Source organism: Streptomyces zhaozhouensis, assembly GCF_900230195.1.
Classification (GTDB): Bacteria; Actinomycetota; Actinomycetes; order Streptomycetales; family Streptomycetaceae; genus Streptomyces; species Streptomyces zhaozhouensis.
In genome coordinates, this window is the sequence record NZ_OCNE01000015.1 from 101,183 (window position 1) to 119,398 (window position 18,216).

Below are 18,216 nucleotides of genomic sequence, written 5' to 3' on the forward strand. Positions count from 1 at the left end.
CGAACGGGGGAAGCAAAGGTAAAGACTGGTCCGGAGGGTGACGAACGGCACGGATCGTCACCCTCCGGGCGCGGGCGCGACGGTGGCGCGGGGGCGCCGCCGGCGGCCGGTCGGATGGTGGCAGGATCGCGGGCATGGAAGGTGTGCACGCTGCCCAGCCCTACGACGCCCTGCTCCTGCTCTCCTTCGGAGGTCCGGAGGGGCCAGACGACGTCCTGCCGTTCCTGGAGAACGTCACGCGCGGCCGGGGCATCCCCCGCGAGCGGCTGGCCGAGGTCGGCGCCCACTATCACCTGTTCGGCGGCGTCAGCCCGATCAACGAGCAGAACAGGACCCTGCTGGCCGCCCTCGGCGACGAGCTGGCCGCCCACGACATCGACCTGCCGGTCTACTGGGGCAACCGCAACTGGGCGCCCTATCTGACCGACACCCTCAGGCAGATGGTCGCCGACGGCAGGCGCCGGGTGCTCGCGCTGGTGACCAGCGCGTACGCCTCCTACTCCGGCTGCCGCCAGTACCGCGAGGACCTCGCGGAGGCGCTGCTCACCCTCCGGGAGGAGGGCCTTGAGGTGCCCCGGGTGGACAAGCTCCGGCTGTACTACAACCACCCCGGCTTTCTGGAAACCGTCGCCGAGGGCGTGCGGGAGTCGCTGGAGCGCCTGCCGAGCGACGCGCGCGCCGGCGCACGGCTGGTCTTCAGCACCCACTCGATCCCCGACTCGGCCGCCGACGTCTCCGGGCCGCCCCCCGGGCACGGCCCCGGCGGCGCCTATGTCGCCCAGCACATGGAGGCCGCCCGGGTGGTGGCCGAACGCGTCGCCGAGGCCACCGGGGTGGAGCGCGCGTGGGAGCTGGTCTACCAGTCCCGCAGCGGCTCCCCCCGCATCCCCTGGCTGGAGCCCGACGTCAACGACCGGCTGCGGGAGTTGGCGGCCGAGGGTGTGGGGGCGGTGGTCCTCGTCCCGGTCGGCTTCGTCTCCGACCACATGGAGGTCCGCTACGACCTCGACACCGAGGCGCTCGCCACCGCCGAGGAGTTGGGCCTGCTCGCCGTCCGGGCCCCCACGGTCGGCGCCCACCCGCGCTTCGTCGCGGCGCTGCGCGAGCTGGTCGTGGAGCGCGCCGCAGCGGAGCGCGGCCAGCGCCCCGAGCGCCCCGCGCTGGGCGCGTTCGGCGCCAGCCACGACCTGTGCCCGGTCGGCTGCTGTGCCGGCCGGGTGGACAAGCCGGCGGCGGCCGGCGCCGACAGCCCCTTCGTCTGACCGCGGGGCCGCCGGCCCCTTCCCGATCGCCCGCCCAAGGAGCACCCGTGTCCGAACGCCCCGTGTCCCAGCCCCCCGCGCCGGCGCCGCCGGAACCCGCGCTGGTCGCCGAGCTGCTGGAGGTGGCCGCCGAGGCGGCCGGCAGGGCCGGCGTCCTGCTGCGCGACGGCCGCCCCGCCGACCTCGGCGTGGCGGCGACCAAGTCCAGCCCGATCGACGTCGTCACCGAGATGGACATCGCCGCCGAACGGCTCATCGCCGACTTCCTCGCCGAACGCCGCCCGGAGGACGGGCTGCTCGGCGAGGAGGGCGGCGAACGGCCGGGCACCAGCGGCGTGCGCTGGGTCGTCGACCCGCTGGACGGCACCGTCAACTACCTCTACGGCCTGCCCCAGTGGGCCGTCTCCATCGCCGCCGAGGTGGACGGCCGGGCCGTCGCCGCCGTCGTCGAGGCGCCGATGAGGGGCGAGACCTACCACGCGACCCTCGGCGGCGGCGCCCACCGCACCCCCGCCGGCGGTCTGTCGCACCCGATGACGGTGCGCCCGAGCCCTCCGTTGGACCAGGCGCTGATCGCCACGGGCTTCAACTACGTGACCACGGTCCGCACCGCGCAGGCCGCGCTCGCCCAGCGGCTGATCCCGAGGGTGCGGGACATCCGCCGCTCGGGCTCGGCGGCCGTCGACCTGGCCGACCTGGCGGGCGGCCGGCTGGACGGGTACTACGAACGCGGCCTGCAGCCCTGGGACCTCGCCGCGGGGGACCTGATCGCCCGCGAGGCGGGCGCGCTGACCGGCGGCCGGGTCGGCGGGCGGCCCGACGGCGACCTCACCGTGGCGGCCGGCCCCGGGGTCTTCGCCGCGCTCCAGCCGCTGCTCGACGAGTGGGGCGCCTGGCACGACTGAGGCGGGCGCGCACATACGTGGTGGGGCGGCGGGGAGTCACTCCCCACCGCCCCACCGGGACTGGTCGGTCGGCGTCCGTCGGTCGGTCAGGCGACCTGGACGCCGTGCTCCTGCGCCAGTCGGCGCAGATCGTCCAACTCGGCCTGCTCAACGTCCATGGTGAACAGGTCGCCTGCTTCACGAGCGCGGTGCAGATCGGACCGGGTGTTCTCGATGCGCTGAAGAAGGTCAGCGGTGAACGCGTCCAAGGTGCGCCCCCTCGTCTCTCTAGGCGGCACCGGGGAGGTGCCGGGGGTGGGTGCGACCACGGCGGACCCGAGCCGGTCGGCAGCGCAGGGGGGTGGCTTGCCGCCTTGGCGGGGGTGGTCACGGGGTGTGCGAGGGCTACGTCCCCGGCCCGCGAGGCGGCAAAACCTCTCGCTTCGCGCGAATCTCCTCGGCGACCGCCCCGTCACCCGAGGACATGCCGTTTACCACCGGCTTACGCGGGTTGCGGGCAGGATGGTGACGCGCGGTCGGCGGGGCCGTGGGTGGTCGGACGCTCGGGGAGGGTCCGACGGGAGTAGAGAGAGGGACGGACGTGCGCGTACTCGTCGTGGAGGACGAGCGGTTGCTCGCGGACGCGGTGGCCACCGGCCTGCGCCGGCAGGCCATGGCCGTGGACGTGGTGTACGACGGCGAGGCGGCCCTGGAGCGCGTCGATCTCAACGAGTACGACGTGATCGTGCTCGACCGCGACCTGCCGCTGGTCCACGGGGACGACGTCTGCCGGCACGTGGTGGCGGCCGGCTATCCGACGCGGGTGCTGATGCTGACCGCCTCCGGCGACGTCAGCGACCGGGTCGAGGGCCTGGAGATCGGCGCCGACGACTATCTGCCGAAGCCCTTCGCCTTCACCGAGCTGATCGCCCGCGTCCGGGCGCTCGGCCGGCGCGCCACGGCCGCCCTGCCGCCCGTCCTGGAGCGTGCCGGGATCACGCTCGACCCCAACCGCCGCGAGGTCTTCCGGGGCGGGCGTCCGGTCCAGCTGGCGCCCAAGGAGTTCGCCGTGCTGGAGGTGCTGATGCGCGGGGAGGGGGCCGTGGTCTCCGCCGAGCAGCTCCTGGAGAAGGCCTGGGACGAGAACACGGACCCGTTCACCAACGTCGTGCGGGTGACGGTGATGACGCTCCGCCGCAAGCTGGGCGACCCGCCGGTGATCACGACCGTGCCCGGCGCGGGCTACCGGATCTGAGGCGCGCCCATGGCCTCCTTCCCACCGAAGCCCTCCACGCCGCCCGCCCCGCGCCCCGCGTCCCGGGTGGCCGCGCCGCCCAAGCCGCAGTGGGACCCGGGCGACGGGGAGCAGCACCGCAGCTGGTTCCGGCCGACCATCCGCATCAGGCTGACCCTGCTCTACGGCGGGATGTTCCTGGTCGCCGGCGTGGTGCTGCTCGCGATCATCTACCTGCTCGCGGCCCGTGCGCTGAGCGACGGGAGCCAGCCGCCGTTCAAGTTCGTCACCCGCACCGAGGTCAGCATCACCTCGGACGTCTGCCCGGAGATCAGCGGGCAGGTCAGCGACGACGCGTTCGAGCGCTGGCTGGACAACTGCGCGGACGTGCAGCGGTCCATGGCCCTGGACCAGCTGCTGAGCAACTCGCTGCTGGCCCTGCTGGGGCTGGCGGTCGCCGCCTTCGCCTTCGGCTATGTGATGGCCGGTCGGGTGCTCTCCCCGCTGGGCAGGATCACCCGCACCGCCCGCCAGGTGGCCGGCTCCGACCTGCACCGCAGGATCGAGCTGGACGGCCCGGACGACGAGTTCAAGGAGCTGGCCGACACCTTCGACGAGATGCTGGACCGGCTGGACCGCGCCTTCACCGCCCAGCAGCGCTTCGTCGCCAACGCCTCGCACGAGCTGCGCACCCCGCTGGCGATCAACCGCACGCTGCTTGAGGTGCAGCTCTCCGACCCCGAGGCGTCCCCCGAGCTGGCCCAGCTGGGGAAGACCCTGCTGGCCACCAACCAGCGCAGCGAGGAGCTGGTCGAGGGCCTGCTGCTGCTCGCCCGCAGCGAGAACGAGATCATCGACCACAAGCCCGTCGACCTCGCGGAGGTCGCCGGCCGGGCCGTCGAGCAGAGCCGGGGCGAGGCGCAGTCCCGGGGGGTGGCGCTGGGCGGCAGCCGCGAACAGCTCTGGGTCCAGGGCAACGGGGTCCTCCTGGAGCGCATCGCCCTCAACCTCGTGCAGAACGCGATCCGCTACAACCAGCCTGCCGACGGCTGGGTGCGTGTCGACACGGAGGCCAGGTCGGGGCAGGCGGTGCTCGTGGTGGAGAATACGGGGCCGGTGGTGCCCGCCTACGAGATCGACAGCATGTTTGAGCCTTTTCGGCGGCTACGCACCGAGCGCACCGGAAGCGACAAGGGCGTCGGTCTCGGCCTGTCCATCGTGCGGTCCGTGGCCCGCGCGCACGGCGGCTATGTGCAGGCCGTCCCGCGCGAGGGCGGCGGGCTCGTGATGCGGGTGTCGATTCCGGTCTGAGGTCCGGGCCGACGTCCGGTCCGAACAGCGGTCTGACGAGGGCCTGAGACGGGAAAGAAGGGGATGTGATCAATCGCATACGCGCGCCGCGCTAGCGGCGCGGGCACCGGCCGGGACGGGCCTTTTGGCCGGTTCACGGCCCGATCGGCAGCCGTAATGATCACCTCTTCAGGCGTTCGGTTGGGTGTCGATTGAGTAACAGCACTTGATGTGAGGCAAAATCTCGGCCTCGGGTCGGGCACAAATCCCGACCCCTCGCGCGTTACGTGCGCTGAGAACATCACAGACACCCGGAGGGGGAGACCGAAATGGCAACCGACTACGACACTCCACGCAAGACCGATGACGATGTCAACGAGGACAGCATCGAGGAGCTGAAGGCCCGGCGGAACGACAAGTCCGCCTCGACCGTCGACGTCGACGAGTTCGAGCAGGCGGAGGGCCTCGAACTGCCCGGCGCCGACCTTTCCAACGAGGAGCTGTCGGTCAGGGTGCTGCCCCGGCAGGCGGACGAGTTCACCTGCATGAGCTGCTTCCTGGTGCACCACAGGTCCCAGCTGGCCGACGAGAAGGACGGCCAGCCGATCTGCCGGGACTGCGCGGCCTGAGTCCCCGCCCGGACCGGCGGTTATCCCGCGTCCGGGCGGGCGGCGGTCAACGCGGCGGCGAGACGTTCAGGTCGCCGGGTCGAGAGATAGAGATAGGGAGTGGGGTCCCCCGGATCGGTCACCTCGACCCGGACCGCCGTGGGGATGTAGGCCCGCAGCACCATATGAGCCCGGGCATCCGCACGATGGGTGCGCCACGCGCGCGCCTCGTCGGCGTCGAGCGCCCGGGCCTCGCCCAGCGCCCCCAGCGGGACGCGGGCGTCCCCGGCGACGAGCGAGCCGGCCGTCACACGGATCCGGGTACCGCCGTACGCGCTCAGGGCCATGCCGACCAGCGCCCCCCCGGCGGCCATCCCGGTCAGCAGCGCCACCGGGCCCAGCGGCACCATCGTCACGCCCAGCAGCAGCACTCCCGCCAGGGCCATCAGCCACCAGGTCGCCGGGACCGTCAGTCGCTCGTCATACGCCTTCATGGCCCAAGCATCGCAGGCTCGCCTCCCGGCCCGGCCGGCGGCGGTAGGGTCTGCATCGTGAGTGCGGTCCTGACCCTTTCGAGGCCCAGCGGACGAGGCCCCGGGCCCGTCCCTTCCCCCGTCGTCCCCCGCCGCGCGGCCCTGTCGCCGCGGCCACGTCGGGAGGTGGCGCGATGAGCCGCCCGGTCGACGTGCTGCTGCGCAGACTCGACCCCGAGGTGCCGGTGCCCGCCAGGGCGCGTCCCGGGGACGCGGGGTACGACCTGGTCACCACCGAGGACCTCGTCCTCGCCCCCGGGGAGCGGGCGATGGTGCCCACGGGGGTTTCCCTGGCCCTGCCCGACGGGTACGCGGCGTTCGTACACCCCCGTTCCGGGCTCGCCGCCCGCTGCGGGGTTTCGATGGTGAACGCTCCCGGCACGATCGACGCCGGGTACCGTGGGGAGATCAAGGTCAACCTGATCAATCTGGACCCGCGGGAGAGTGTGCGGTTCCAGCGGTTCGACCGCATCGGCCAGCTTGTCGTCCAGCGGGTGGAGACGGTGCGGTTCCACGAGGTCGCGGAGCTGCCGGGATCGGCGCGGTCCACCGGGGGTTTCGGCTCCACGGGCGGGCACGCCGACACCGGTGACTCCTATGCTGCGGTCGGTCCCGGCGGGGCCGCCGACCGGAAAGGACAGTGACGTGTTCGGACGTCGTCGCAAGCGAGACGCAAAGCCCGAGGAAGCGGTCGAGGCGACCGCCGACGAGACTCCGGACGAGGAAGAGGTGCGCCGCGTACGGCTGGAGCCCGCCCCCCGCCCCGACGGGCCCTGGGACCTGAGCGAGGTCTCCAAGCCGGCCGAGGGCCGGGTGGACCTCGGCGGTCTCTTCGTTCCCGGCGTCCAGGGCATGGAGCTGCGGGTCGAGGTCGCCGGGGACGCCATCGTCGCCGCCACGGTGGTGCTCAAGGACAGCGCGGTGCAGCTCCAGGCGTTCGCCGCGCCCCGGCGCGAGGGCATCTGGGCCGAGGTCCGCGAGGAGATCGGCGCGGGCATCACCGGGCAGGGCGGGGTCATCGAGGAGATCGAGGGCCCGCTGGGCTGGGAGCTGCGGGCCCGGGTGCCCGTCAAGCTGCCCGACGGAAAGCAGGGCACCCAGGTGGTGCGCTTCGTCGGCGTGGACGGCCCCCGCTGGTTCCTGCGCGGCGTGATCTCCGGGCAGGGCGCGGTGCAGCCGAAGACCGCCGGGCTGCTGGAGCAGATCTTCCAGGACACCGTCGTGGTCCGCGGCGAAGGGCCGATGGCCCCCAGGGACCCGATCGTCCTCAAGCTGCCGGACGACGCGCAGATGGTGCCGGACGGTGTGAAGAAGGAGCAGGCCGCCGCGGGCGACGAGGCCCCGGTCTCGCGGTTCGCCGGCGGTCTCGACAAGCTGCGGCGCGGCCCGGAGATCTCCGAGGTCCGCTGAGAACCCTCCGGCGCGGCCCCCGAACGTGCGTTCAGGGGGTCGCGCCGCGGCGTTTCCCCGGGGCTCCCGCGCGGCCGTGCCGCCCGCCGGTGTGGCGGCGGCGCGGGGCGGGTACCCGGGCGCGGTCCCCGTCTGGAGGCCCGCCCATGAGCAGAGCACGGCACGCCCGCACCGGTACCGAGCCCATCACGGCGCTGAGCGCGCTGCGGCTGCGACTGCTGCTGTCGGCCGTCTTCGCGCCGCTCTTCGTGGCCGGCGCGATCGTCTTCGGCGTCTGGTGGGGGCGCGCGGAGCAGGGCGACGCGATCGGCCCTGACCCGCTGCGGGTGGCGACCCTGATCTGCGCGGTGCTCGCCGTGGTCGCCCTGATCGATCTCGTGGTGGTGATACGCCGCCGGCGCTCCGCCGCCCGTTCCGCGTCCCGTTCCGCCTCCCGCTGACGCGAGGGGACCGAGGGCCCCCGGAAGCGACGACAATGGGGCCATGGCACGCCGCGGTGAACTACGGATCTATCTCGGAGCGGCCCCGGGGGTGGGCAAGACCTTCGCCATGCTCTCCGAGGCCCATCGGCGGGCCGAACGCGGCACCGACCTGGTGATCGGTGTGGTCGAGCACCACGGCAGGCCGCGCACGGCGGCGCTGCTGGAGGGCCTTGAGCGGGTGCCGCCGCTGTCGCTGGGCCAGGTCGACGGCGCGGCCGGCGAGATGGACACCGAGGCCGTGCTGCGCCGCCGCCCCGCCGTGGCGCTGGTCGACGAGCTGGCCCACACCAACGCCCCCGGCGCCCGCCACGAGAAGCGCTGGGAGGACATCGAGGAGCTGCTGGCCGCCGGCATCGACGTGATCTCCACCGTCAACATCCAGGACCTGGCCTCACTCAGCGACGTGGTGGAGTCCATCACCGGCGTCGAGCAGCGGGAGACCGTCCCGGACGAGGTGGTGCGCAGCGCCGGCCAGATCGAGCTCGTCGACATCACCCCCGAGGCGCTGCGCCGCCGGCTGGCGCACGGCAACATCTACGCCCCCGACAAGATCGACGCCGCGCTCTCCCACTACTTCCGGCCGGGCAACCTCACGGCGCTGCGCGAGCTGGCGCTGCTGTGGACCGCCGACCGGGTCGACGACTACCTGCGCCGCTACCGCACCGAGCACGGCATACGGTCCACCTGGCACGCGCGGGAGCGGATCGTGGTCGGGCTCACCGGCGGTCCCGAGGGGAGCACCCTGCTGCGGCGCGCGGCCCGGATGGCGGCGAAGAGTTCGGGCGCGGAGATCCTCGCCGTCTACGTCTCGCGCTCCGGCCGGCTCAGCTCCGCCTCGCCGCGGGTGCTGGCCTCCCAGCGCACGCTGGTCGCGCAGCTGGGCGGCACCTTCCACCACGTGATCGGCGAGGACGTGCCGACGGCCCTGCTGGACTTCGCCAGGGCCGCCAACGCCAACCAGATCGTGCTGGGCTCCAGCCGCCGCAAGTCCTGGCAGTACGTCTTCGGGCCCGGGGTGGGCGCGACGGTCGCCAGGGAGGCGGGGCCGGATCTCGACGTGCACCTGGTCACCCACGACGAGGTGGCCAAGGGGCGGGGGCTGCCGGCGGCGCACGGCGCGCGGCTCGGCCGCGCCCGGGTGCTCAGCGGCTGGCTGCTGGGGCTCGGGGGCCCGGCGCTGCTGGCGGTGGTGCTGGACGCGCCGGAGCCGGGTGCCGAGTTCTCGAGCGACGTGCTGCTGTGCCTGTCGTTCACGGTGCTGGCGGCGCTGACCGGCGGCTTTCTGCCGGGGCTGGTCTCGGCGGCAGTCGGCTCGCTGCTGTTGAACTACTTCTTCGCCAATCCGGTGCGGCAGTGGACCATCGCCGAGGGGCACAGCATCGTCGCCATCGTGGTCTTCTTCGCCATAGCGACCTCGGTGGCCACCGTGGTGGACCGCTCGGCGCGCCGCACCCAGCAGGCGGCCAGGCTGCGGGCCGAGTCGGAGACGTTGACCGTGCTGGCCGGCAGCGTGCTGCGCGGGGAGGACACGCTGGCGGCGCTGCTGGAGCGGGCCAGGGAGACGTTCGGGATGGACGCGGCCGCGCTGCTCCAGCAGGACAGTGAGGACCGCAGCTGGGCGTGTGTCGGCTCCGTCGCGGCCCGGGACGACGTCTGCCCGCCTCGGGTGCCGTCCGACGCGGACGTGGACGTGCCGGTCGGGGACCACACGATGCTGGCGCTGACCGGCCGGGTGCTGCCGGCCGAGGACCGGCGGATGCTGGCCGCGTTCGCCGCCCAGGCCGCCGCGACCCTGGACCGGCAGCGACTGAAGGAGGAGGCGGTCCGCGCGCACAAGCTGGCCGAGGGCAACCGCATCCGCACCGCGCTGCTGGCGGCCGTCTCGCACGACCTGCGTACCCCGCTGGCCGCGATCAAGGCCAGCGTCTCCTCCCTGCGCTCCGACGACGTGGCCTGGTCGCCCGAGGACGAGGCGGACCTGCTGGAGAGCATCGAGGAGGGCGCCGACCGGCTGGACCAGCTGGTGGGGAACCTGCTGGACATGTCGCGGCTCCAGACCGGCACGGTCGAGCCGCTGATCCGGGAGATAGACCTGGACGAGGTGGTGCCCGGCGCGCTCGGCGGCATCGCCGAGGAGAGCGTGGTGCTGGACATCCCCGAGTCGCTGCCGTTCGTCGCGGCCGACCCCGGGCTGCTGGAACGGGCGGTGGCCAACGTGGTGGAGAACGCCGTCAAGTACAGCCCCGAGGACCAGCGGGTGATGGTGCTGGCCAGCACGCTGGGCGAGCGGGTCGAGCTGCGTGTGGTCGACCGGGGCCCCGGCGTCCCCGCCAGCCACAAGGGGCGGATCTTCGAGCCGTTCCAGCGGCACGGGGACACCCCCAGGGGCAACGGGGTCGGCCTGGGCCTGGCCGTCGCCCGCGGATTCACCGAGGCCATGCACGGCACGCTGGACGCCGAGGACACCCCCGGCGGCGGGCTGACGATGGTGCTCACCCTGCCGACCGCGAGCGTCGCGGCGGCCGAACCGGAAGGAACGACAGCCCATGCACCGGGTGCTCGTGGTCGATGACGAGCCGCAGATTCTCCGCGCGTTGGTGATCAACCTCAAGGCGCGCGGCTACCAGGTGGACACGGCCGCCGACGGTTCGACCGCGCTGCGGGTCGCCGCGGCGAGCCATCCGGACGTGATCATCCTCGACCTGGGGCTGCCCGACATGGACGGGGTGCAGGTGATCACCCGGGTCAGGGGCTGGACGCGGACGCCGATCATCGTGCTCTCCGCGCGGCAGACCTCGGACGAGAAGGTCAAGGCGCTGGACGCCGGCGCCGACGACTTCGTCACCAAGCCGTTCGGGATGGACGAGCTGCTGGCCAGGCTGCGGGCGGCGGTCCGCAGGCTCGACCCGGTGGCCGTCGAGCAGGAGCCGGTGGTGGAGACCGGGGGCTTCACGGTCGACCTGGCCGCCAAGAAGGTCCAGCGGGACGGGCACGACGTGCGGCTGACGCCCACCGAGTGGCATCTGCTGGAGGTGCTGATCCGCAACAGCGGCAAGCTCGTCAGCCACAGGCAACTGCTGCTTGAGGTCTGGGGGCCGACCCATCTGACGGAGACCAACTACCTGCGGGTCTACATGGCGCAGCTGCGCCGCAAGCTGGAGGCCGACCCGGCGCACCCGCGCCACCTGGTCACCGAGGCGGGCATGGGTTACCGCTTCGAGCCGTGAGTGTCGGACCGCCACGCTACGCTGATGGCATGAGTGCGGAAGGCCGCGCGGGAAAGCGCGGCGGGCGTCTGTGGCGCCTGCTGGGGCGCCCCGAGGCGGGGGAGCCGGGCGAGGACCTGGCGGCCGATCCGGCCGCCGTGCCCTGCACCCGGATCGGCGACTGCGCCGGGACGGCCGCCGCTCGTCCCGTGGTGCGCGTGACCGGCACGCTGCGCGCCGTGCGGGAGCGCAGCGTGGCGGGGATGCCGGCGCTTGAGGCGCGGTTGGACGACGGGAGCGCCTCGTTGAACGTGGTGTGGCTGGGTAGGCGGGCGATACCCGGGATCGAGCCGGGCCGCGAGATGGTCGCCTCAGGGCGGATCGCCGTGACAGACGGTCGAGCGGTGCTGTTCAATCCCCGATACCAGCTTCAGGCCCGTGGACAGGAGTAGCCGGGTGACCTCACCTGACAAGCGTGGGACCGCAGACCAGACGCCCGACGAGGCCGCCACCAGGGACGCCTTCTTCGAAGCCTTCGGCGGGGTGCGCGGCATGGTGGAGACCACCGTGCCTGGCCTGGTCTTCGTGCTGATCTTCACGATCACCCGGGAGATCACCCCGGCGGCGATCGGCGCGGTCGGCCTCTCCGCGGCGATGGCCGTCGCGCGGCTGGTGCGGCGGGACAGCGTCAAGCACGCGTTCAGCGGGGTCTTCGGCGTCGCGTTCGGCGCGGTCTTCGCGATGATCTCGGGCGACGCGAAGAACTTCTACCTGCCGGGCATGGTCTACACGCTCTGCCTGAGCTTCGCCTACCTGCTGAGCGCGGCCGTCGGCTGGCCGCTGCTCGGGCTGCTGCTGGGGCCGATCTTCCGGGAGAACCTCTCCTGGCGCACGAGGAACCCGGGCCGCAAGCGCGCCTACGTGAAGTCCAGCTATGTCTGGGGCGGCATCCTGCTCGCCAAGTCGGCGATCACCTTCCCCATCTACTTCTGGGGCGACGCCACCCAACTCGGCTGGCTGCGCGTCGCCCTGGGCATCCCGCCGTTCCTGACCGCCGTCTACTTCACCTGGATCATCCTGGTGAAGGCTCCCGCGCCGATCGACGTGATCGCCGAGTGGGAGGCCAGGGAGGCGGCGAAGGAGGAGGCCGAGAAGGGCGAGCGGACGGGGGACGGGCCGTCGGCCGTCGAGGGGCCGCCCCCCGCCGCCCCCGCCGCGGAGGGGGAGCCGGCGGCGCGCCCCCTGCCCACGACCAGAGCCGAGGGCTGACCGGGCGCTCCGCGGAGGGCGCTCACGGGCGGGCGGTCAGCAGCCGCTCCAGCTCCTCCTCCTGGTCGGTGGCCGCGACGAAGAGCAGCTCGTCGCCGGGGGCCAGCGCGTCGTCCGGGTCGGGCACCATGACCCGGCTGCCCCTGATGATGGTGACCAGCGCGGTCTCCTGCGGCCAGGCCACCTCGCCCACCCGCGTGCCGGCCAGGGCCGCGCCCTCCGGGAGCGTCAGCTCCACCAGGTTCGCGTCGCCCTGGCTGAACCTCAGCAGCCGCACCAGGTCCCCGACGCTCACGGCCTCCTCGACCAGCGCCGACATCAGCCGGGGCGTGGAGACGGCGACGTCGACGCCCCAGGAGTCGTTGAAGAGCCACTCGTTGGCCGGATGGTTGACCCTGGCCACCACCCGGGGCACGCCGTACTCCGTCTTGGCGAGCAGCGAGACCACCAGGTTGACCTTGTCGTCGCCGCTGGCCGCGATCACCACCTGGCACCGTTCCAGTGCCGCCTCGTCGAGGCTGGTGATCTCGCAGGCGTCGGCGAGCAGCCACTCGGCCGAGGGCACCCGTTCCACGGAGACCTTGGTCGGGTCCTTGTCGATCAGCAGCACCTCGTGGCCGTTCTCCAGCAGCTCGTTGGCCACGGAACGGCCGACCGCCCCGGCGCCGGCGATCACGACTCTCATCGGTGCCTCTCCCTCGGCTCGGTGGCGGTGCTCATCGGGGCTCCGGCCCGCGCACGCAGGCCGCCTCCACCTCGGCGACCCGGTCCCGGTACATCAGCACGTGCACCAGGTCGCCGTCCTGGAAGACCATCCCGGCCGTCGGGAGCGTCGCCTCGCCCAGCCGCGTCAGGAACGCCACCCGCACGCCGGTCACCTCCTGGAAGCGGCTGACGCGGTGCCCGACCCACGCCGGCGCGAGCGTCACCTCCGACAGCAGCAGCTCGCCGCTGGGGTCGCGCCACAGCGGCTCGGCGCCGGAGGGCAGCAGCCGGCGGACCATCTGGTCGGTGATCCAGCGGACGCTGGCCACCGTGGGGATGCCGAAGCGCTCGTAGACCTCGGCCCGGCGCGAGTCGTAGATGCGGGCGGTGACATGGCGCACGCCGAAGACCTCGCGGGCCACCCGGGCCGCGATGATGTTGGAGTTGTCCCCGCTGCTGACCGCGGCGAAGGCGCCGGCCTCTGGCAGGCCCGCCTCCACCAGGGTGTCCCGGTCGAATCCGAGCCCGGTGACGCGGCGGCCGGCGAACTGGGAGCCCAGGCGGCGGAAGGCCGTCGGGTCCTTGTCGATGACGGCGACCGAGTGCCCGCGCTCCTCCAGCTCGTGCGCCAGGGTCGCGCCGACCCGGCCACAGCCCAAGATCACGATGTGCATAGGTCTCCTTCGCGCTGGCCACGCTACCGGCTGGCGGCGTCCTTCACCGCGAGCGGCCGGGGCCCGGTGGGCGTAAGCCTGCCATGAGCCGCCGTAGACTTGACGGCCGCTGTGGCGTTTCCCGAACACTGCCTGCCGGCGGCGCCGCCGAACCCCGTTCGGCGGCACCGCTTCCAGCCGGTTCGCGCGCGACGCCCCCGGCGACACCGATCGCATACCGCGCGCACCGACCGAGTGCCCGACCCCTGGAGCCGCACCACCATGGCCACCGAACCAACCTCCAGCAAGGCGGCCTCCCTGGTCGGCCAGGAGTACGAGGTCGAGGTCGGCCCGGTCGCCCACGGCGGGCACTGCGTGGCCAGGACGGAGGAGGGCCGGGTGCTCTTCGTCCGGCACACCCTGCCGGGGGAGCGGGTCGTCGCCCGTGTCACCGAGGGCCGGGAGGACTCCCGCTATCTGCGCGCCGACGCGGTGACCGTGGTGGAGGCGAGCCGCGACCGGGTCCCCGCGCCCTGCCCGTTCTCCGGCCCCGGGCGCTGCGGTGGCTGCGACTGGCAGCACGCCAAGCCGGGCGCGCAGCGCCGGCTGAAGGCGGAGGTGCTGACCGAGCAGTTGGCGCAGCTTGCCGGGCTGACGCCGGAGCAGGCCGGTTGGGACGGCACGGTGGAGCCCGCCCCCGGCGACAAGGTCCCCGCGGGTGAGGTGCCGGCCTGGCGGACCCGGGTGCAGTACGCGGTCGACGAGGAGGGGCGCGCGGGGCTGCGCCGGCACCGTTCGCACGAGGTGGAGCCGGTCGACCACTGCCTGATCGCCGCCGAGGGCGTCACCGAGCTGGGCGTCGAACGCCGCGAGTGGCCGGGAATGGCGACGGTGGACGTGGCGGCGGCGACCGGTTCGAACGACCGGCTCGTGGTCCTCACGCCCCGGCCGGAACGACGCCTGCCGCTGGTCGAGTTGGACCGGCCGGTCTCCGTGATGCGGGCCGAGCCGACGCGCGGGCGCGGCGGGGAGCCGACGGTGCACCGGGTGCACGGGCGGGCGTTCGTCCGGGAACGCGCGGACGACCACACGTGGCGGGTGAGCGGCGGGGGTTTCTGGCAGGGGCACACCAAGGCCGCCGAGGTGCTGGTGGACGCGGTGATGCGCGGCCTGATCCCCCGGCGCGGTGAGACGGCGCTCGACCTCTACTGCGGCGCCGGGCTCTTCGCCGGCGCGCTGGCCCAGCGGATGGGCGAGAAGGGCGCGGTGCTCGGCATCGAGGCGTCCGGGCGCGCGGTGCGCGACGCGCGGCACAACCTGTCCGGTTACCCGAGGGTGCGCGTGGAGCAGGGGCCGGTGGCCAAGGTGCTGCCGGCGACCGGCATCACGGAGGCGGACCTCGTCGTCCTCGACCCGCCCCGGGCGGGCGCCGGCGGCGACGTGGTGCGGCGGGTCGCCGCACTCGGCCCGCGCCGTGTCGCCTACGTCGCCTGCGACCCGGCGGCCCTCGCCCGCGACCTGCGCCACTTCGCCGCCGCCGGCTATGTCCCGCGCTTCCTGCGCGCGTTCGACCTCTTCCCGGTCACCCATCACATGGAGTGCGTGGCGATCCTGCACCCGGCGAAGAAGGAGTCCTGACCCGGCGGGCGGCCGAGGCGGGGCCGGTGGGGGGTCCGCGCCGTTGCCCCCGCCCCTGACGGGGACGTGACCAGCGGCCGCGGGCGGAAGGCCGGTCGGTCCCTTTTCAGGTTCCGGCAGCCGTGCGACGATCTCACCTCGGACAGCGACGGCTCGGGGGATGAGTGCGTCGGCCCGGTCGGGTCGGTGGCATGGCTCTTGGGGGGATCCGTGGACATCCGCCTGCTCGGTCTGGTGCGGGTACTCGGTGACGACGGTGAAGTGCTGCCGGTGACCGCGCCGTTGACCTGTGCCACGCTGGCGGCGCTCGCGCTGGGGCCGGGGCGGCCGGTGTGCACCGGGGAGCTGGCCGCACGGCTGTGGGGCGGGATGCCGCCGGGAGGCGCGGTCGGCAGGTTGCGGCGGCAGGTGGCGCGGCTGCGGGCGGTGTTGCCGCCGGGAACGATCCGCACGGTGCCTGGCGGCTATCTGCTGGACGTGTCGCCGGAGGCGACGGACCTGGGGCGGTTCGCCGGGGGCCTGCTGCGGGCCGAGGAGCTGGCGGCCGAGCGGCCGGAGGCGGCGCTGCTCACGTTGACCGGGGTGCTGCCGCTGTGGACGGGAAACCCGCTGATGGGCCTCCCCGACTGTCCGCTGCGCGACGGCGAGCGGCGGCGGTTGCGCCTGCTGTGGTCGCGCGCCCTGCGGCTGCGCGCGGAGGTGGAGCTGCGGCTGGAGCGCGAGGCGGCAGGCGAGGGGCGTGAGGTGCCGGTCTCGCACCACCCGTGGCGCGTCGACGCGCTGCCGCCGGAGGCCGGGGGCGACGAACTGGCCGCCTTCGCCGGGCTGGTCGAACGGGCCACCGCCGCCGAGCCGCCCACGGTGGCGACGCCCGGGTTGCCCGAGGGGACCGGGACCTTCGTGGCGCGCGCCGTGGAACTGGGGCGGCTGCGGCGCTGGTTGACGGACGCGTCCGCCGCCCCCGCCGTCTGTCTGATCGATGGGCCCGACGGGGTCGGCAAGTCGACACTGGCGGTGCGGGTGGCCCGCGAGCTGGGGCACCGCTTCCCCGACGGTCTGCTCTATGTCGACCTGCGTGGCGCCGATCCGCGCAACGCGCCGCTGGCCGTGACCGAGGCGCGGCTGCTGCTGCTCGCGGCGATGGGCGTCCCGGGGAAGGAGATGCCGGACGAGAAGGGCTCCGGCGCCGTCTACCACGCCGAACTGCGCCGGCGCCGCGTGCTGTTGCTGCTGGACAACGCGGTGGACGCCGCGCAGGTGGCGCCGTTGCTGCCGGCCGGGGGTGGCTCGGCCGCGCTGGTCACGGGCCGTGCGCGGCTGGCGGGCGTGCCCGGCGGGCAGCGGCTGCGCCTTGAGGCGCTCGCGCCGGGCGAGGCGGTCGCGCTGCTGCGCGCGGCCGGCGACGCGTGCCCGGCGCGCGGCGACGCCGGGGAATGGGCGGAACTGGCGGAGCTCTGCGGCCGGTTGCCGCTGGCGCTGCGGATCGTGGGGACCCGGCTCGGGGCCGGTCCCCGGCGGGTCGCGGACTTCCTCGGGCCGTTGCGCGCGGAGCTGCGCCGGGCGGCCGGGGCGGGCGGCGGCCATCCGGAGCTGCGCGCCGTGCTGGCGGTGAGCGTCGACCAGTTGGCGCGGAGCGGCGCCCCGGACGAACGGCTGGCGGCCACCCTCTTCCCGGCGCTCGGGGCCGCGGCCGTCCGCTCCTGGACGGCGGGCTCGGTGGCGGCGCTGCTGGACGTCACGGCGCGGCAGGCGGGCGACGCGCTGGACCGGCTGGTCGACGCGCGGATCGTCGACCGCCCACGGCCCGGCGTCTACACGCTGCACGACCTGCTGCGGGCCGCAGCGGGCCGGGACGCGGCGCGGATGCCGGAGAGCTGGCTGCGCGCCAGGCTCGCGGCGTTGGCCAACTGGTACGCCGGCTCGCTCTACCGGCTGAGCCTGCCGATGGCGCTCAGCCGCACCCTGCGGACGCGGTACCGGCACGGTGCCGCACGCTTCCCCGGAGGGCGCCCGTTCACCTCGGTCGACGAGGCGCTGCCCTGGGCCGACGAGGTGCTGGACGATGTGCTGGCCCTGGCCGGGCAGTTGGCGGCGCCCGGCTTCGACGAGGGGGCGCCGCTGGGGGGCGCGCCGCTGTCCGACTTCGCGCTGGAGAGCGTGCGGGCGTTGGAGACCTACTTCGGTACGCGGCAGGCGTGGGGCGCGCAGTCGCGGCTCTGTGAGCTGGCTCGGACGGTCGCGCGGCGGCGCGGGGACCGGTACGCCGAGGCGGTGGCGCTCGGCCAGGCGGGCAGGCTGTGGGGGCAGCGCGGACAGGGGGCGCGCGGGGTCGCGCTGCTGCGCGAGGGGATCGCGGCGCTGCGCGCGTTGGGCCGCGCCGAGGAGGCGCTGGCGATGACGCCGCACCTGGTCTCCTGCCTGGGCTCGGCCGGCCGGTTGACGGAGGCGGTCGCGCTGGCCGAGGAGACGCTGGCGGAGGTGGAGGCCGGCGGGCACGAGGACGTCCGCACCCCGTTGACCAACAACCTGGCGCGCTGCCGTCTCTATCTGGGCGATCACGCGACCGCCAGGGAGCTGCTGTGGGCGAACTACGCGGCGGCCACCCAGCCGTGGGACCGCACCATGGCGGCCGGGGTGCTGACGGAGTTCCACCTGGAGGTCGCCGAGTACGAGGAGGCTGCCCGCTGGAGCGACCGGGGGATGGCGCACGCGGCGGAGCAGCCGTTTGACCCGTTCGTGGTGGCGCAGCAGCGGACCTGGCGGGCGCAGGCGCTGCGCGGGCTCGGGGAGGAAGCGAGTGCACACGTCGAGGAGATGCACGCCAAGGCCGTGATCGAGGACCTGGACAGTCGCGAGAACAGTCACTTGCGAGTGCGAACCATGCCTCGTCGAACGATCGGCTGACCGGTCAAAGCCCCTGCGCAGGGCGCAGTTTGCCGTTGCTACAGTTCTGATACATAGCTGCTGATGCAATTTGCCGTCGGCTGCCCCACCATGGTGTGACGGGCGGTCGCCCGCACTTCGCGCCGGGGTGCGCGTTGC

General features: G+C 73.9%; 18 protein-coding genes. 14 read left to right on the top strand and 4 right to left on the bottom strand.

Annotated features, from left to right (window positions below; translation table 11 throughout):
- The first annotated feature begins 134 nt into the window (after window positions 1-134).
- Window positions 135-1,262 carry a ferrochelatase gene (locus CRP51_RS20040; RefSeq protein ID WP_097232655.1) on the top strand — a complete coding sequence of 376 codons (1,128 nt, stop codon included), beginning with the start codon at window positions 135-137 and terminating at the stop codon, window positions 1,260-1,262.
- A 62-nt stretch (window positions 1,263-1,324) separates the two neighbouring features.
- A complete protein-coding gene (locus CRP51_RS20045; RefSeq protein ID WP_097232718.1) occupies window positions 1,325-2,167 on the top strand; it encodes an inositol monophosphatase family protein in 843 nt (280 codons plus the stop codon).
- 86 nt (window positions 2,168-2,253) lie between these two features.
- Here the strand turns inward: CRP51_RS20045 and CRP51_RS28915 are convergent, their stop codons facing one another.
- The gene (locus CRP51_RS28915) at window positions 2,254-2,415 is read right to left on the bottom strand and encodes a hypothetical protein (RefSeq protein ID WP_170970620.1); all 162 of its coding nucleotides are present in this window, start codon (window positions 2,413-2,415) and stop codon (window positions 2,254-2,256) included.
- Window positions 2,416-2,747: 332 nt separating this feature from the next.
- On the opposite strand from CRP51_RS28915, the gene CRP51_RS20050 reads away from it, so the two are divergent.
- From CRP51_RS20050 to CRP51_RS20060, 3 genes are all read left to right on the top strand, one after another.
- Window positions 2,748-3,401: a response regulator transcription factor gene (locus CRP51_RS20050; RefSeq protein ID WP_097232656.1), complete on the top strand. Its 654-nt coding sequence runs from the start codon at window positions 2,748-2,750 to the stop codon at window positions 3,399-3,401.
- A gap of 9 nt (window positions 3,402-3,410) precedes the next feature.
- Complete coding sequence (locus CRP51_RS20055) at window positions 3,411-4,691, top strand: sensor histidine kinase (RefSeq protein ID WP_097232657.1); 1,281 nt, start codon at window positions 3,411-3,413, stop codon at window positions 4,689-4,691.
- Between the two features lie 308 nt (window positions 4,692-4,999).
- The gene (locus tag CRP51_RS20060; protein WP_062214304.1) at window positions 5,000-5,299 is read left to right on the top strand and encodes a DUF4193 domain-containing protein; all 300 of its coding nucleotides are present in this window, start codon (window positions 5,000-5,002) and stop codon (window positions 5,297-5,299) included.
- 20 nt (window positions 5,300-5,319) lie between these two features.
- Here CRP51_RS20060 and CRP51_RS20065 read toward each other — a convergent pair whose 3' ends face one another.
- Entirely contained in the window at window positions 5,320-5,772 is a 453-nt protein-coding gene (locus CRP51_RS20065) for a DUF3093 domain-containing protein (RefSeq protein ID WP_097232658.1), read from the bottom strand.
- Window positions 5,773-5,945: 173 nt separating this feature from the next.
- On the opposite strand from CRP51_RS20065, the gene dut reads away from it, so the two are divergent.
- From dut to CRP51_RS20100, 7 genes are all read left to right on the top strand, one after another.
- Window positions 5,946-6,455 carry a dUTP diphosphatase gene (gene dut / locus CRP51_RS20070; RefSeq protein WP_097232659.1) on the top strand — a complete coding sequence of 170 codons (510 nt, stop codon included), beginning with the start codon at window positions 5,946-5,948 and terminating at the stop codon, window positions 6,453-6,455.
- A 1-nt stretch (window position 6,456) separates the two neighbouring features.
- The gene (locus tag CRP51_RS20075) at window positions 6,457-7,221 is read left to right on the top strand and encodes a DUF3710 domain-containing protein (protein WP_097232660.1); all 765 of its coding nucleotides are present in this window, start codon (window positions 6,457-6,459) and stop codon (window positions 7,219-7,221) included.
- Window positions 7,222-7,367: 146 nt separating this feature from the next.
- Window positions 7,368-7,661, top strand: coding sequence for a DUF6343 family protein (locus CRP51_RS20080; RefSeq protein ID WP_097232661.1), 294 nt, complete (start codon window positions 7,368-7,370; stop codon window positions 7,659-7,661).
- 43 nt (window positions 7,662-7,704) lie between these two features.
- On the top strand, window positions 7,705-10,275 hold the full coding sequence (locus CRP51_RS20085; protein WP_097232662.1) for an ATP-binding protein: 2,571 nt from the start codon (window positions 7,705-7,707) through the stop codon (window positions 10,273-10,275).
- Entirely contained in the window at window positions 10,250-10,930 is a 681-nt protein-coding gene (locus CRP51_RS20090) for a response regulator (RefSeq protein WP_097232663.1), read from the top strand. Before CRP51_RS20085 ends, CRP51_RS20090 begins: the two co-directional genes overlap by 26 nt.
- A 29-nt stretch (window positions 10,931-10,959) precedes the next feature.
- Window positions 10,960-11,361 carry an OB-fold nucleic acid binding domain-containing protein gene (locus CRP51_RS20095; protein ID WP_097232664.1) on the top strand — a complete coding sequence of 134 codons (402 nt, stop codon included), beginning with the start codon at window positions 10,960-10,962 and terminating at the stop codon, window positions 11,359-11,361.
- 4 nt (window positions 11,362-11,365) lie between these two features.
- The gene (locus CRP51_RS20100; protein WP_245880694.1) at window positions 11,366-12,178 is read left to right on the top strand and encodes a DUF3159 domain-containing protein; all 813 of its coding nucleotides are present in this window, start codon (window positions 11,366-11,368) and stop codon (window positions 12,176-12,178) included.
- 22 nt (window positions 12,179-12,200) lie between these two features.
- Here CRP51_RS20100 and CRP51_RS20105 read toward each other — a convergent pair whose 3' ends face one another.
- Both CRP51_RS20105 and CRP51_RS20110 read right to left on the bottom strand, forming a co-directional pair.
- Window positions 12,201-12,863 carry a potassium channel family protein gene (locus CRP51_RS20105; protein WP_097232665.1) on the bottom strand — a complete coding sequence of 221 codons (663 nt, stop codon included), beginning with the start codon at window positions 12,861-12,863 and terminating at the stop codon, window positions 12,201-12,203.
- 31 nt (window positions 12,864-12,894) lie between these two features.
- Window positions 12,895-13,557, bottom strand: coding sequence for a potassium channel family protein (locus CRP51_RS20110; protein WP_097232666.1), 663 nt, complete (start codon window positions 13,555-13,557; stop codon window positions 12,895-12,897).
- 261 nt (window positions 13,558-13,818) lie between these two features.
- Between CRP51_RS20110 and CRP51_RS20115 the strand changes: the two genes are divergently transcribed.
- Together CRP51_RS20115 and CRP51_RS20120 are read left to right on the top strand one after the other, a co-directional pair.
- Entirely contained in the window at window positions 13,819-15,174 is a 1,356-nt protein-coding gene (locus tag CRP51_RS20115) for a class I SAM-dependent RNA methyltransferase (protein WP_097232667.1), read from the top strand.
- A gap of 210 nt (window positions 15,175-15,384) precedes the next feature.
- On the top strand, window positions 15,385-18,078 hold the full coding sequence (locus CRP51_RS20120; RefSeq protein ID WP_097232668.1) for an AfsR/SARP family transcriptional regulator: 2,694 nt from the start codon (window positions 15,385-15,387) through the stop codon (window positions 18,076-18,078).
- Window positions 18,079-18,216: the final 138 nt, after the last annotated feature.

Coding starts and splice junctions, on each gene's coding strand:
- CRP51_RS20040 (WP_097232655.1), top strand. CDS start 135: ATGGAAGGTGTGCACGCTGCCCAGCCCTACGACGCCCTGCTCCTGCTC.
- CRP51_RS20055 (WP_097232657.1), top strand. CDS start 3,411: ATGGCCTCCTTCCCACCGAAGCCCTCCACGCCGCCCGCCCCGCGCCCC.
- CRP51_RS20060 (WP_062214304.1), top strand. CDS start 5,000: ATGGCAACCGACTACGACACTCCACGCAAGACCGATGACGATGTCAAC.
- CRP51_RS20065 (WP_097232658.1), bottom strand. CDS start 5,772: ATGAAGGCGTATGACGAGCGACTGACGGTCCCGGCGACCTGGTGGCTG.
- dut (WP_097232659.1), top strand. CDS start 5,946: ATGAGCCGCCCGGTCGACGTGCTGCTGCGCAGACTCGACCCCGAGGTG.
- CRP51_RS20080 (WP_097232661.1), top strand. CDS start 7,368: ATGAGCAGAGCACGGCACGCCCGCACCGGTACCGAGCCCATCACGGCG.
- CRP51_RS20085 (WP_097232662.1), top strand. CDS start 7,705: ATGGCACGCCGCGGTGAACTACGGATCTATCTCGGAGCGGCCCCGGGG.
- CRP51_RS20090 (WP_097232663.1), top strand. CDS start 10,250: ATGCACCGGGTGCTCGTGGTCGATGACGAGCCGCAGATTCTCCGCGCG.
- CRP51_RS20095 (WP_097232664.1), top strand. CDS start 10,960: ATGAGTGCGGAAGGCCGCGCGGGAAAGCGCGGCGGGCGTCTGTGGCGC.
- CRP51_RS20105 (WP_097232665.1), bottom strand. CDS start 12,863: ATGAGAGTCGTGATCGCCGGCGCCGGGGCGGTCGGCCGTTCCGTGGCC.
- CRP51_RS20110 (WP_097232666.1), bottom strand. CDS start 13,557: ATGCACATCGTGATCTTGGGCTGTGGCCGGGTCGGCGCGACCCTGGCG.
- CRP51_RS20115 (WP_097232667.1), top strand. CDS start 13,819: ATGGCCACCGAACCAACCTCCAGCAAGGCGGCCTCCCTGGTCGGCCAG.